Raw genomic sequence first — 14320 nt, 5'->3', positions numbered from 1 at the left:
ACGGACATGGACGAAAGAAATTGCCAGAACCGCCGCTCGCGTCGCTCGCAGGTTTTGCTCGTAGCCAAGCTCGAGCACGGCGGCACTTCGCAGGCCGTGAAGCTGCGCAATCTCTCGGCTGAAGGCGCGCTTGTCGAAAGCGAGAAGCTGCCGATCGAAGGCACGTCGGTGCATTTCGTCCGCAATGAGTTGAACGCGCAGGGCCGGGTGGTGTGGGTCAACGGCCACTACGCCGGCATTGCATTCGATTCGAAGCTGGAGCCGAGCGAAGTACTTCGCCACGTTCCGGTGCCGCGTCCCAAGCTCCAGCCACGCTACTGGCGACCCGGTTTCACCGCTCGCGAAATGACGTCGGAGCAGCAGAGATTGGCGGAAAGCTGGGTCTGGAGTCCGTCGGCCAGCCGACCGGGCGAATAAGATCAGTTCTTGGAACGCAGCAGCTCGCGCTGCTCCCTCAACCAGTCGACAAGTTCCTGAAGCGCCAGCAGGCGCTGGAAAGTGATGCCGTAGGCATTGCCTTCGCGCCAACGGACGACCGCCGCCTTTGAAGGCAGGCCAGGAAGAGTGACGAGTACCTCGGCTCCAACATCGAGGTCTCGGTTCGATTCGACCTTGATTCCGCCCTGCGAAATGTCGTGGGCGCGCATGCCGTAGACGTTCGATCCCTGGCGGATCGAGGCGATGCACCGAACCTCGACTCGCGGCATGCGAGGGCGGGGCCCTTCCATCGAGCTTGCGAGCAATTCCACGACATCGATCGGCTGCTCAAATTCCACCCCGGCGGAATCCTCGCGGACCCAGCTAATCATTCCGGGTATCTGTTCGCCTCTCTTGAGCTCGACCGAGACGCGCGTGCCCTCTTCCAGCTTGCAATAGGGCCGGATCATCATCCCGCCGGCTGAGATGTTCTTGATGAGACAGAGCTCGCGCCTGTCGCCGATCATGACCGAGCCAACCCTGAACAGAGTCAGGTAGCGCTCGCCATCCCGCCGTTCGGCAGGATTCGGTGTACGATCGGACAGCGAATAAAGCGTCGTCTCAACCGGTTGTTCTTCCACCAACGTCTCCGGCTTCCGGTCGCTCATATCTTCAGGCGTAACTGCTTACGCTTACCAGATCGTTGACCCTCGCTCCGCAATGGCGAATTTGTTCTCTCAATCCTGTCCTTCCGCAGCTTGTCGCCTGAAGAAGCTGCGCGGAGGCAGGAACAGTTTCCTGAAAGAGATCGAGATCGTTCGGCCAAGCGGATCCAGCAGGTCGGACTGGTAATTGAACGGCACCTCTCCGGCGGCGCCGCGAACGCGCGGCCTCGAATTGAAAATGTTGTTCACCTCGAAACGAAGCGACGTTCCTCGAAGCACCGGATATTTCGACACGAGATCGAAGCGCTCGCCGAGATTGGCGAAGAGCCTGAGGTCGAAAGTGGCCAGAGGCGAGAAGCGAAGGTCGTCGCCAGTGCTGCTGTCGACGCGCGTTCCACTGCGCCAGTTGGCGGAGACGCGGGCGCCGAGGCCGTTGTTGAAATAACCCCCTTGCGCCTCGACCTGGTGGCGAGGGCGCCCGCCGGTCGAACCCAAGGCATCACCGTGGAGATAGTCGAGCTTCGGCACGCCCTGCCGGATCGTTACCTCGTCGATGAGATTGACGGTGTGTGTCAGCGAGAACTGAAGCCGGCCGCCTTGGCGTCCGCCGCCGAACCGTCCGCCGAATCCCCGCCGGGACCGAATCCGCCGCCGCCGGGGCCGCCCGAGGACGGACCGGCGCCTTCCGGCGGTGGGCCACCCTCTGGCGGTGGTCCGTCGGGCGGCGGGGCTCCCCGAGGCGTATTGGCGGCTTGGCCGGCATCGGCCGCTCTGCGAGCGCGGAAGCGGTCGATTGCGGCTTGCGAAGGCCGCGCCGACGTTAGCGGCATCGAGAAATCAAAGCCCCAGCGCAGTGTGTCGCGCCGTGCCTCGTCATAGTTCACCGGCCGGAAGTCGACGCTGACAAGCTGGCCGGACAAATCCCGGACGAAGCGTTCGGGGAAGGCGGCTTCGAGCGCTTCGCTAACGCCGGGAAATGTGGAAACCGGGCGGTCCAGGCGCGAGCGGACGTACTCGGCTCGAAGCCCGAGGTCCGTCTTTTCCAGCGGCTTCCAGTTGCCACCGATCTTCAGAACGTTGCGCTTGTCGGCGAGAAGGTCCGGATTTCCGCCAGTGATCGCGTTGACGAGCACCGTTTCCCCGGTCGTAAAATCAAACACGCGCGTTTCGGGGTCTCCAGGATCGGGTCGCCAAGCTGCTGAACGGTCGGCGCGCCTTCTTCACGGGTCCAGCTCGCGAGGAAGCTGAGGCGATCGACGGGCGACCAGTTCACGCCGGCTCCGATCGTCGTCAGCGTTCCGAAGTCGGAAAGCTGCTCGATCTCGGCATTGGCGTTGAGCGTAAGATTGCCTAGCGCGCTGAAATCCCGATTGCGGCGCGAGATCGGAAGGTCGAAATTCGCGCTCGCGCTTCCGCGGGTGCGGCTCAGATCATTGTCGGAGAAGCCGCCTGCATTCCGCCGCTCGCTGTCCAAGTGGAGCGTGCTGGCCCCGATGCGGACAGTCATGCTGGCGTCACCGGCGGGCACGGCGAACATAGGGCCGTTGGCGGTGAGATCGACGTCGCCCGAAATCGTCACGCTTTCTGAACGATCGCGTTCGGTCTCGTCCTTGCGGTCGCTTCGCGTGAGGGAGCGGCCGACGTCGCCGTTGCCCGTCGCCGACCAACGCCATTTTCCCTTGTTACCGTTGAGGGCCAAGCCGAGGTGCGCGCTGTCGGTGCTCGTGTTGCGGACCAACGGGTCAATCGCGAAGTCGGATAATCCGAACAGGGATCGTCCCTGGTTGTGCTCGACTTCCGCGTTCAGCGTTGCACCAACGTCGTTCCAGATTGTCCGGTTGAGCGTGGCGGCACCGCGCAGGAGTTGCTTCGAGCCGATGAGGGTTCTTGCCGATCGCTCGTCAGGAGAGGATGTATCCTCAAGGCGGATGTCTCTCTCATTTTCTGTAAGCGGCGAATTGGCTTCGCCCGCACGTTGAATGTCGTCCGGCCGTTCCTCTGGATTCGAAGCTGGGTCAGTTCCCCGGTTCCGCCCAGATAGCCACCCTCGGTCGCGGTATTGCCTTCCAGGCGCGCAACGGTGGAACGGAAGCGTTCCCGAAGGACGATGTTCACGACCCGCTGATCGGCGCGATATCCGTACTTTAACGCGACTTCTTCAGGCAGGATCTCGACCCGCTCGATGGCTTCGGTTGGGATGTCCCGCATTTCCCGGAAACTGGAAACGCGCTGCCCGTTTAGGAGCAGGATGGGGCGCTCGCCGCCGCGACCGCGAGCGCTTCCAATCTGTGGGGCGAGCGCATCGAGAAGCTCGTTGATATCGGTCGCGCCCGTCGCCCGCACGTCGCGGCCACCGAGCACATTCTCCGGAGGGATGTCGCCGACGACGCTGCCGCGGCGGATGCCGGTGACGACGATCGCGTCGCCTTCCTCGCCGTAAATGTCTTCTTCGGTTGCTGGCGCTTGCTGAGCGGCCGTCGCCGGGGCTTGGGCTTCCGCCGCTGTTGTGGTGACAGGGACGTCGGTCGCCGTGGCGGCCTGCGCGTATGCAGGTGTGGAAAGGGCCAACGCGATCGCGGTGGCGGTCCAGGTTCCAACGGGAACTAACGGATTACTATAATCTCGCATGCATCGTCCGGTTGACGGTCGAGGCTGAACGTCTCCTGACCTGACCTCTTCCTTCGGCAAACGGGCGGGCTCATCCGACGTACGGCCTGCAAGGCCAAGGAACCGTTCTCGAGCAGTTTCATGCCGGGAACATATCATCGAAGCTTTGGTGGTCCCACCTAACCAAGGTTGAGAATTCACCACTTTGCTCGCTCCGCCGAGAGAAATGCCCCCGGATGAGCGCCCAAATCCGGCTGGAAAGCTCCGACCGGCTTCGTCGGGGCTTGACAAACAGGGTGTGGCGCAATGAAAAGTGAACGTTCTCAATTTCGGTGGGAAGGGAGACCGCGCCGATTCTTGAGGGGGAGATATATCGATGCGTCGAACTGCCACTCGCTCGCCTTTGCACTTCTTCGTTGGCGTTTCTGCAATGGCGATTGCCGCGGTTCCCGGAACCGCTTTCGCCCAGGATACGGCACCAGCAGCCGGCCGGCCCGAAAGCTCGGAAGTGCCCCGCCTCCGGCGGCCGCCTCGACCGCCGAGCCCGAGAGCGAAGCGATCGTCGTTACCGGCATCCGCGCCAGCTTGAGGGCATCGATGGACATCAAGCGTGATTCCATCGGCGTCGTCGACGCGATCTCCGCCGAGGACATCGGCAAGTTCCCCGACACGAACCTTGCAGAATCGCTTCAGCGCATCACCGGCGTGTCGATCCAGCGCGACAACGGCGAAGGATCGTTCGTGACGGTTCGCGGCTTTGGCCCTGAATTCAATATGGTCACGCTCAACGGCCGGCAGATGCCGACGTCGAGCCTTGGCGACGGTGCCAGCCCGCCTTCGTCACGTTCTTTCGATTTCGCCAACCTTGCCTCGGAAGGGATCGCGGCCGTCGAAGTCTACAAGACCGGCCGAGCATCGGTCGCGTCGGGCGGCATCGGATCGACCATCAACATTCGGACGCCGCGCCCGCTCGATCGGCCGGGATTCCGCGGCAGTATCGCAGCCAAGGGCGTCCTCGATTCCTCGCGGAACGACGGCAACCCGATCACACCAGAGATTTCCGGAATCATCAGCGACACGTTCGCCGACAACAGGATCGGAATTCTCGTCACCGGCGCCTACCAGAAGCGCAAGGCGAGCGTGAACCAGGCCAATGTCGGTTGGCGCGACGGCTATCTTGGTTCGGAAAACAATTGGGGTTCGCTCGCGCAGGTGGGCGATCCACGGTACGTCAATATTACCAACCGCCCGGGACCGAACGACGTCTACGAAGTTCCGCAGAACGCGTCGTACGATCTCAACGATATCGACCGCGAGCGGATCAACGGCCAGCTCGTGCTCCAATTCAAGCCGACGGACTCGCTTTCTGGAGCAATCGACTACACCTATTCACAGAACACGGTTGAAGTTCGGAACAGCAACGTCGGCGTGTGGTTCAACCACGGCGACACGTCGAGCGAGTGGACCGACGGCCCCGTTGCCGGACCGGTGTTCTACACTGAGCGTTTCACTGCGCCCGATCCGGGTTGCGTTGCGCCTTCCGGCACCTGCAATATCGGTAAGGACCTGTCCTACAGCGGCGCGCTGACCGCCAATCGCAGCATCAACAAGTCGCTTGGCGCGAACCTTTCCTGGAAAGGGCTCGGCGGCCTGACCCTTACCGTCGACGCTCACCATTCGACGGCCGAATCCAAGCCGAGCAACAAGTATGGCAGCAGCGTGGCCGTCGGTAACGCGATCTTCGGGGTCGCAAATCAGACAATCAATTTCGACAACGATTTGCCGGTCATCTCGTACAATATGGCGCCGGGCATCGATCCGCTTAATGCGTCGCTGATCACGCCGACCGGCAATGCGTTCCGCAACGCATACTTCAAGGACAGGATAAACCAGGGGCAGCTGATCGGCCGTTACGACTTCGACAATAGCGTCGTCGACAGTCTCGATTTCGGCGTGTCCTACATCGATAACAAGATTCGTTCCGCCTACGGGTTTATTCAGAACGATACGTGGGGCGGGGCCGGACCGGCATCCGACATCCCGGACGACATCTTCCAACTCCAAAGCTTGCCGGATCGCTTCGACGGTGTCTCGGGTGCCGACGACCCGAGCATGATCCAGAGCTTCTACACCTTCGACTTCGAACGCATGGTAGACCTCATCCAGGACCTGTACGGCACGTGCAGCAACCCGCTGACGGGAAGCTCGCAAGCGAACAGTTGCCTTGCCCAATTCACTGTCGACCGCCGGACGAAAGAGCGGACCTTCGCGCCGTACCTTCAGATCAACAGCCAGTTTGATCTGCTCGATCACCCGGCACACCTTGTCGCGGGCATGCGCTACGAGAAGACAAAGGTCACCTCGTCGGCGCTCGTCCCGGTGCCGTCCGGCACGCGCTGGGTCGCGGACAATGAGTTCGGGATTATTTATTCGGGCGACAGCGACTTCACGACGTTCAAGGGCAGCTACAGCAATTGGTTGCCGTCGATCGATTTCGACATGTCGCCGATGAGAGACGTGAAGCTGCGCGCCTCTTACAGTCACACGATCACGCGCGCCGACTACGCGAGCCTGCAGGGCGGCCGCACGCTCGACTCCCTGTTCCGGGTTGGCGGCGGCACGGGCAGCCAGGGCAATCCCGGCCTGCTTCCGTATTTGTCGAAGAACTTCGACCTGTCGGCGGAGTGGTATTACGGGCCGGCGAGCTACGTTTCGGTCGGCTATTTCCACAAGAGCGTCAGCAACTTCCTGTCGACGACGCAGATAAGCTCCGACGCATTCGGTCTGCGAACGCCAATCGGCGGACCGCGTTATGAGGCTGCGATCGCGGCGCTGGGCCCGAATGCCAGCGCGACCGACATCAGGCAGTATATTGCGACCAATTACCCGGGCACGGTCCAGATTCAGCCCAACGGACAGATCTTCGTGCTGTCACTGCCGGAGGACCCGCTCCTCAACTTCCAGATCACGACGCCGTTCAACAGCGACCAGAAGGCACGGCTCTACGGGTTCGAGTTCGCCGTACAGCACAACTTTTGGGACACCGGCTTCGGCACGATCCTGAACTACACGATCGTCCGGGGCGACGCGGAGTACGACAATTCGCTTCCCTGGAACGTGTCGCAATTCGCGTTGACCGGGCTGAGCGACAGCGCGAACGCGGTATTGTTCTACGACAAGAACGGAATTCAGGCCCGCGTGGCCTACAACTGGCGTGACCAGTATCTCGCCGGAACGGGGCCGAACCCATATTACATCGAGGCCTATGGGCAGGTGGACGCCAGCGCGAGCTGGGAGTTCCGGAAGGGGTTCCAAGTCTTCGGCGAGGTGATCAACCTGACTGGCGAAAGCCGGCGGGGGCACCGCCGGTCGGACCGCAACGTGACCTTCGCGTCGCCGGGTTATGCAAGGTACGCGGCAGGCTTTAGGTTCACCTTCTGAACCTGACACGGCAGCGGTAGCGACCTTGCGGTCGAACCGACCGCCTGCAAGGATGGACCGGCCTCGGACTTGCGAGGCCGGGAAAGCTGGCCCAGCGACTGGATTGGAAGCTTGAGGACCTCAGTTGCCAGGATCGTTGTCGTCGGCGGCGGAACCGCCGGTTGGCTCGCAGCGTGCAGGCTCGCCGCGGCGTCCAATCCGGCCGCGGAGCACCCGGTCGAGGTTACCCTCATCGAATCTCCCGATATCCCGACGATCGGGGTCGGCGAAGGGACTTGGCCGACAATCCGCAAGACGCTCGAGCGCATCGGCATTTCGGAGAGCGACTTTCTCGTCAGCTGCGATGCCTCCTTCAAGCAAGGGTCGCGCTTCGACGGCTGGGCGACGGGTGAGGCGGGGACGGCTATTATCACCCCTTCGTCCCGCCGATCGGCGGCGATCCGCGGGAGATGATCGCTGCATGGCGTGCTTCCGGCATGTCGTTCGCCGAGGCCGTCTGCGCTCAACCCAAAGTCTGCGCTCTGGATCTCGCGCCGCGGCAAAAGGCGATGCCCGATTATGCTGGCGCCTTGAACTACGCCTACCATCTCGACGCGGCGAAGCTCGCCGCACTGCTGACCCGACACGCCACGCAGCGCCTTGGAGTCAGGCACGTTCGCGATCACGTTACCGCCGTAACGATGGCCGACAATGGAGACATCGCCTCGGTCACCGCGCGTGCCAATGGCGAGATCCAGGGTGATCTGTTCCTCGATTGCACGGGACACGCCGCTCTCCTGATCGGCGGACAGTATGGTGTTCCGTTTGTCGACCGGTCGGCCCAACTCTTCAACGATCGCGCGCTCGCCGTTCAGGTGCCGGTCGATGCGGAAAGCGCCATCGCTTCCCAGACTATCGGGACCGCGCACAGAGCGGGTTGGATGTGGGACATCGGCTTGCCGACCCGGCGCGGCGTGGGATGCGTCTATTCCTCCGCCCACTTGAGTGACGAGGAGGCGTCCGACGAGTTGGAGGCCTACCTCCGCCGAACGGCGCCGGAGGTTGCAGTTGCGGACCTTTCGCCGCGAAGGCTTACGTTCCGTTCCGGACATCGCGAAATTTTCTGGTCCCACAATTGCGTGGCGATCGGTTTGTCGGCCGGCTTCCTAGAGCCGCTGGAAGCGTCCGCGATTGTCTCGATCGAGCTGTCGCTTGATGCTCTGATCGACTACTTTCCGGCCTCTCGCGACGCGATGGAATTGCACGCGAGCAGGTTCAACCGACTTTTCTCGTATCGGTGGGACAGGGTCATCGACTTCCTGAAACTTCACTATGCGATCAGCCGGCGCGACGAGCCATACTGGAAGGAGCATCGGGAACCCGGTGCGACGCCGGATCGCCTGCGCGACCTGCTGCGGATCTGGAGGGACCAGCCGCCGTCCAGCTTCGACTTTCCTGAAGTCGACGAAGTATTCCCTGCCGCGAGCTATCAGTATGTCCTGTACGGCATGGGATTTTCCGCGCCTCGACAAGGCGCGCTCGGGCAAGCCCCCGCGGACCAAGCTGCGGCGGTACGGCAGGTTCGCGAACGCGCCAGGGCACTTGCTTCCGCGCTTCCAACCAATCGCGAATATCTGAACGCGCTTCGGTCCACAGCCGCGCTACCGATCGCAGAGGGGATCTCGGTTCAATGAGTTCGCACGAGATCCTCACTGCGGAAGCGCATCGCGACCTTCGCATTCGCACCGACCGGGGCGCGGAGCTTGGGGACGCGGTGATGTCCTGCGTCGTCGTTCCGAATGAATTCAGGCGGGTCCAGAACGAATATCCGATCCTTTTCCGGCTCAATCCTGAACGCGATAGCTTCACGGCGCTTGCGATCTTCGGATTTGAGGCAGGCGAGAACCTGTTTCTCGAGAACGGGGGATGGGACGCTCGCTATCGGCCTTTGGCGATGGACATTCAGCCGTTCCTGATCGGGGGCACGCCCGACGCGGACGGTGAAAAGCAGGTCCACGTCGATGTTTCGAGCAGCCGGATCGGCAAGGGTGAGGGCATCCGCGTGTTCGATGAGCACGGCAGTCCGACGCCGTTCCTCGAGACGATTGCGGAGCAGCTTGGTGAGCTCGATGCCGGGTATCGGTCGTCAGCGGATTTCTTTGCTGCATTGCGCAGGCACGACTTGCTCGAACCCATGTCCCTCGAGGTCACGCTCGACGATGGTTCGACGCATCGACTGGTCGAGTTTCACGTGATCAATGAGGGGCGGCTGGCCTCGCTCGACGAAGCATCGCTCGGCGAACTTCATTCGGACGGTCACTTGTTGCCGATCTTCATGGCGGTCGCATCGCTCGGCAATCTCACCGCGCTGATCGCGCGCAAGAACCAGCGGCTTCGGAATGGCTGAGGCGGATCCCGCATCGGTCGGCAAGCTGCGGCCCGTTGCGGAGGCGAAGGCCGCAACAACCGCCGAGCTCGACGCGCTGCTTCGGGAGAACAAGCAGCCGTTCGTGGTGCGTGGACTGGTTTCCGATTGGCCTTTGGTTGAGGCGGGACGCCGCTCGGGCCGTGAAGCCCGTGATTATCTGCTCCGCTTTCGGCGAAACGCGTTGTTCACGGCATCGATCGGGCAGGCGGGCGCGGGCGAACGCCTGTTCTACGACGAAGCCATGCAGATGAATTTCCGCACGGTGCGAGCGAAGCTTCCGGATTTGTTCGCGGCGATCGAAGCGGTTGAGTCGGACGCGAACGCGCCTGCGGTCTACCTCGCGTCGATCGACGTTCACGATTTCTTCGATGGCCTTCACGAGGCCAACCATGTCGACCTCGGCGACCGCTCATGCCTGGCCAGCATCTGGATGGGGACGAGAACGCGCATAGCGGCGCACAACGACTTTCCGGACAATCTGGCCTGTGTTGCAGTCGGACGCCGGCGGTTCACGCTCTTTCCGCCGGATCAGTTCAGGAACCTCTATCTCGGCCCGATCGACAACACGCCCGCAGGTCGAGCCGTCAGCATGGTCGATCTGCACGCGCCCGATTTCGCGGCGCATCCGCGTTTCCGTGAGGCGCTTCATCACGCCATGGTTGCCGATTTGGAGCCAGGCGACGCGATCCACATTCCATCGATGTGGTATCACCATGTCGAGGGCCTCGATCCCTTCAACGTGCTGGTGAATTACTGGTGGCGCGACACGCCGCGTTGGCTGGGCCAGCCGCAGGACGCGCTAAATCTTGCGATCATGGCGATCCGCGACCTGCCAGAGGATGAGAAGGCGCATTGGCGCGATCTCTTCGAGTATTACGTGTTCAGCAATGGCGACGAGGTCGTAGCGCATATCCCGGAAGAAGCGCGCAGCGTCCTTGCGCCGCTCACTCCGGAAAGCGCAGCGCGCATTCGCGCCTACCTCTTGCGGCAACTCAGCAGATGAACGGCGAAAAGCGGATGCGGCGGATCGTGATCGCGGGCGGCGGGACCGCAGGGTGGATGGCCGCGGCAGCAATCGCACGCACTCTCGGCAGGACCGTCGATGTGACCCTGGTTGAGTCCGATGCAATCGGAACGATTGGCGTGGGCGAATCCACCATTCCTCCGCTCGTCACATACAATCGCCTTCTCAACATCAATGAGGCCGAGTTCATGCGCGCCACGCAGGCGACATTTAAACTCGGCATCATGTTCGATAATTGGAAGGAGCAGGGTCACAACTACTTCCACTCATTTGGGCTGACCGGAAAGGATCATTGGTCCGCCGGCTTCTGGCATTTCTGGCTGTACGGACGCGAGAAGGGTCACGAGCAATCTTACGACGATTATTGCCTGGAGCTGATCGCGGCCCGCGAAGGCAAATTCGCGCACCTGCCCGACGACCGCATGAACTATGCGTACCAGCTCGACTCCGGGCTCTACGCGAAATTCCTGCGCGGCATGGCCGAGGGGATGGGACCAGACGCGTCGAGGGCAAGATCTCAACCGTCAATCTTGACGGGGAGACGGGCGAGATTGCCGCACTCGTTCTTGACAGCGGTGAGCGGATCGAGGGCGATCTCTTTCTCGACTGCACCGGATTTCGCGCAGTCCTGATCGGTCAGACGCTCGGCGTCGGACATGAGGACTGGACGCACTGGTTGCCGTGCGATTCTGCGATTGCGCTACAGACCGAAAGCGTCGGTCCTGCAGTGCCTTACACGCGGGCGATAGCCCACGATGCCGGCTGGCAATGGCGAATCCCGCTTCAAAGTCGTGTGGGCAACGGCATCGTCTACTGCAGCCGCTATCTCGATCAGGACACCGCGATGGAGCGGCTCCTCGGCAACATCGAAGGGGAGGTCCTGACCAAGCCCAATATCCTGCGCTTCGGCGCGGGCATGCGGAAGAAGCAATGGCATCGCAATTGCGTCGCGATCGGCTTGTCCGGCGGGTTCATGGAGCCGCTGGAATCGACCAGCATCCATCTGATCCAGAGGGCAGTGCTGCGGCTTATCCGAATGCTCCCGCTCGGCAAGACCAGCGAACGGGACGTCGCGGAGTTCAACGATCAGCAGATCACCGACATGCTTCAGATCCGCGACTTCCTGATCCTGCATTACAAGGCGACCGAACGAACCGACAGCGAGTTCTGGCGCTACTGCAAATCGATGCCGATCCCGGACACGCTGGAGCAGAAGATCGAGCTGTTCCGTGAAGCCGGGCTGGTGTTCCGGAAGAACGAAGAACTGTTCGTGGAAAACAGCTGGGTGCAGGTGATGATGGGGCAGGGCATCATGCCGCAGACCCATCATCCGATCGCCGAGAAACTGACCAACGAAGAGCTCGCGCGTTTTCTTGCAACGATCCGAGACACGGTCGCGAAGACCGTAAAGTCGCTGCCCGAACATGCGGCTTATGTGTCGCGCTATTGCGGGATCGCCCGCGCGGCAGCGGCCTGAGGCGGGGGAGGGCAGCCGCCATTTCCGTAATCCAACGAAATCCAGGCGCGCGTCCGCGTCCCGTCACGATCAAGGACGTGGCGGCCGAGGCGGACGTGTCGCTTCAAACTGTGTCGCGTGTCATCAACGACGGTCCGAATGTCCGGCCGGCGATCAAGGAACGCGTTCTCAAGGCGATCGAGAAGCTCGGATATGTGCCGAGCCTCGCCGCTCGACGCATGGCGGGGAAGAAGTCGTACCTTCTGCTGGCGCTGAACGACCGCGACCGTACAATCGAGGACTGGCGGTCTGGCGATGGCACAGACTGGGTCGATCAGATGCTGCTTGGCGGAATGCTTAAATGCGCGGAGCATGGCTATCGGATGATCTTCGAGCTGGTCGACACGCACAGCTCGAACGTCGAGCGCGAACTGACCTCGGCCCTGGGGGCGCTACATCCCGACGGGGTCATCTTGACGCCGCCGCACGGCGACAATCCGACCATCACCAATCTGCTCAACGAACGCCGAATTCCGTTCGCGCGGATCGGTTCGACCAGAAAAGGCGCGGGTTTCGGAATTGCGATGGATGATGCAACGGCCGCCGCTGCTGCGACCGCGGAGCTCGCCCGTCTCGGTCATCGCCGAATTGGCTTCATCACCGGCAGCCTCGAATATGCGCTGAGCACCGATCGCCGCGAGGGCTACCAGCGTGCCGTCCGCGCTGCCGGAATCGAAGATGATCCGCGACTGATTGCGCAGGGCGATTTCACCTTCGAGTCCGGCGAGGCCGCGACACGAGAACTGCTTTCACTTCCGAACCCGCCGACCGCGATCCTGGCGAGCAGCGGCCATATGTCGCTGGCCGCGCTCGAAGTCGCGAAGTCGATGGGTTTCAGGGTTCCCGACGATCTTTCGATCATCAGCTTCGACGATACGCCGATCGTCAAGTTCAGCGCGCCTCCGCTGACCGCCATCCGGCAGCCGATTGCAGAGATGACGGCCCGCGCAGCCGAGCTGCTGATCAAGGTCAACATCGGGGAGCCAGGGCCGACCAAAACCCAAATCGTGCCCTTCTCGTTGATCGTTCGTAGTTCCACTGGACCGCTAAAAGGTTAGACAATCGGCCTTGATGGCTGACTCGCGCCGGCGCTTTCTCATCCTTTTCGGACTTGCGAACGCGGGCGGCGTCGTTGCCTACGCGCCGCTCCTTACGCTTCTTCTGCCAGACAAGATCTCGGGGCTCGCGGGTGATGCGAAGATCGAATGGCTTGGCGCCATCACCCTTTTCGGAGCGATCGCCGCGAGCGTCGGGAATATCGCATTCGGTTGGGCGAGCGACGTTGTCGGCAGCCGCCGCGGCTGGGCGGGGGCGGGGCTTGTCCTCACCCTCGGCAGTTACCTGCTGCTCCATTTCGCGCAATCTGAAGCTGCGATCATTGCGGCGATCATTGCCTATCAGCTCGTACTGAACATGCTCCTTTCGCCGCTGACCGCATGGGCCGCGGACACGGTGCCTGACAGTGAGAAGGGTTTGCTTGGCGGACTGCTCGCCGCAGGCCCACCCATTGGCGCTGTGGCGGGCGTCCTCGTAACGCTGCCGGGCGTGTCGTCGCAAAGCCTGCAGCTTGGCCTGGTCTGCATTCTGATCCTGGGCCTGGTGATGCCGCTCCTTTTCGTGCGGGCGCCATCCGAGCTCAAAACAATCCCGAACCAGCCGCGGCGGACTGGCAAGCTTCGGATCGATTTCGGCTTGCTCTGGCTGGCGCGATTGCTGGTGCAAATCGCTGGGGCCATGCTGTTCGCATTCCTGCTCTATTATTTCCAAAGTCTCGCCGTTCCGGAGACGCAGGCGCAGGTTGCGCTGATCAGCGCGGTCACCCTCGCTTGCGCTTTTCCAATCACCCTGGCGTTCGGCCGGTTGTCGGACCGTCTTGGGCCGCGAAAGCCGTTCCTGATCGCCGCGGCCCTCGTAGCGGCCGTCGGCCTTGGATTGATGGCGATGGACGGCGGAACGACCCAATCGATCATCGGATACGGAACGTTCGGCTGCGCGACCGCGGTCTACCTGTCCCTGCATTCGGCCTATTCGATGCAGCTGCTTCCCTCGCCGGGCCGGAGAGGCCGCGACATGGGCATCCTCAACCTGACGAACACGCTGCCGTCTATCATTGCGCCGCTGCTGGCGATCTGGCTGGTGCCGGGACGCGGCTTCAGCCTCCTACTGACGGTCCTCGCAGGAATGCTGGTGCTGTCCGGCCTTTGCGTGGCGCTCGTCCGCACCGACCAACAATCGGCCTGATC

General features: G+C 62.2%; 13 protein-coding genes and 1 pseudogene. 9 read left to right on the top strand and 5 right to left on the bottom strand.

Annotated features, from left to right (window positions below; translation table 11 throughout):
• The first annotated feature begins 6 nt into the window (after window positions 1-6).
• Complete coding sequence (locus tag H9L14_RS07870; RefSeq protein WP_187707671.1) at window positions 7-417, top strand: PilZ domain-containing protein; 411 nt, start codon at window positions 7-9, stop codon at window positions 415-417.
• Window positions 418-419: 2 nt separating this feature from the next.
• On the opposite strand, the gene H9L14_RS07865 is transcribed toward H9L14_RS07870, so the two are convergent.
• The 5 genes from H9L14_RS07865 to H9L14_RS07845 form a co-directional block, all read right to left on the bottom strand.
• On the bottom strand, window positions 420-1085 hold the full coding sequence (locus H9L14_RS07865; RefSeq protein ID WP_187707670.1) for a PilZ domain-containing protein: 666 nt from the start codon (window positions 1083-1085) through the stop codon (window positions 420-422).
• 69 nt (window positions 1086-1154) lie between these two features.
• Window positions 1155-1610: a TonB-dependent receptor gene (locus H9L14_RS07860; RefSeq protein WP_187707669.1), complete on the bottom strand. Its 456-nt coding sequence runs from the start codon at window positions 1608-1610 to the stop codon at window positions 1155-1157.
• Between the two features lie 44 nt (window positions 1611-1654).
• Window positions 1655-2215 carry a hypothetical protein gene (locus H9L14_RS07855; protein WP_187707668.1) on the bottom strand — a complete coding sequence of 187 codons (561 nt, stop codon included), beginning with the start codon at window positions 2213-2215 and terminating at the stop codon, window positions 1655-1657.
• Entirely contained in the window at window positions 2152-2820 is a 669-nt protein-coding gene (locus tag H9L14_RS07850) for a hypothetical protein (protein ID WP_187707667.1), read from the bottom strand. The genes H9L14_RS07855 and H9L14_RS07850 overlap by 64 nt, the downstream gene beginning before the upstream one ends.
• A 65-nt stretch (window positions 2821-2885) precedes the next feature.
• Complete coding sequence (locus H9L14_RS07845) at window positions 2886-3650, bottom strand: TonB-dependent receptor plug domain-containing protein (protein ID WP_222949789.1); 765 nt, start codon at window positions 3648-3650, stop codon at window positions 2886-2888.
• Between the two features lie 636 nt (window positions 3651-4286).
• Here H9L14_RS07845 and H9L14_RS07840 point away from each other — a divergent pair.
• The 8 genes and pseudogenes from H9L14_RS07840 (at window position 4287) to H9L14_RS07810 (ending at window position 14318) form a co-directional block, all read left to right on the top strand.
• Window positions 4287-7130 (top strand): TonB-dependent receptor, encoded by a 2844-nt coding sequence (locus H9L14_RS07840; protein WP_343070166.1) that lies wholly within the window; start codon window positions 4287-4289, stop codon window positions 7128-7130.
• Between the two features lie 111 nt (window positions 7131-7241).
• Window positions 7242-7583 carry a tryptophan 7-halogenase gene (locus H9L14_RS17005; protein ID WP_343070165.1) on the top strand — a complete coding sequence of 114 codons (342 nt, stop codon included), beginning with the start codon at window positions 7242-7244 and terminating at the stop codon, window positions 7581-7583.
• On the top strand, window positions 7580-8803 hold the full coding sequence (locus H9L14_RS07835; protein ID WP_343070164.1) for a tryptophan 7-halogenase: 1224 nt from the start codon (window positions 7580-7582) through the stop codon (window positions 8801-8803). Before H9L14_RS17005 ends, H9L14_RS07835 begins: the two co-directional genes overlap by 4 nt.
• Complete coding sequence (locus H9L14_RS07830) at window positions 8800-9516, top strand: SapC family protein (RefSeq protein ID WP_187707664.1); 717 nt, start codon at window positions 8800-8802, stop codon at window positions 9514-9516. The genes H9L14_RS07835 and H9L14_RS07830 overlap by 4 nt, the downstream gene beginning before the upstream one ends.
• A complete protein-coding gene (locus H9L14_RS07825; protein ID WP_187707663.1) occupies window positions 9509-10540 on the top strand; it encodes a cupin-like domain-containing protein in 1032 nt (343 codons plus the stop codon). The genes H9L14_RS07830 and H9L14_RS07825 overlap by 8 nt, the downstream gene beginning before the upstream one ends.
• Window positions 10537-12038 (top strand): annotated as a pseudogene (locus H9L14_RS07820) (tryptophan halogenase family protein). Before H9L14_RS07825 ends, H9L14_RS07820 begins: the two are co-directional and overlap by 4 nt.
• 77 nt (window positions 12039-12115) lie before the next feature.
• Window positions 12116-13135: a LacI family DNA-binding transcriptional regulator gene (locus tag H9L14_RS07815; RefSeq protein ID WP_246443982.1), complete on the top strand. Its 1020-nt coding sequence runs from the start codon at window positions 12116-12118 to the stop codon at window positions 13133-13135.
• Window positions 13136-13148: 13 nt separating this feature from the next.
• Window positions 13149-14318: an MFS transporter gene (locus tag H9L14_RS07810; RefSeq protein ID WP_187707662.1), complete on the top strand. Its 1170-nt coding sequence runs from the start codon at window positions 13149-13151 to the stop codon at window positions 14316-14318.
• Window positions 14319-14320 lie beyond the last annotated feature (2 nt).

Source organism: Sphingomonas sediminicola, from assembly GCF_014489515.1.
Taxonomy (GTDB): domain Bacteria; phylum Pseudomonadota; class Alphaproteobacteria; order Sphingomonadales; family Sphingomonadaceae; genus Sphingomicrobium; species Sphingomicrobium sediminicola.
The sequence above is the reverse complement of the archived record's forward strand: the minus strand, read 5'-3'. Positions and strand labels throughout refer to the sequence as shown.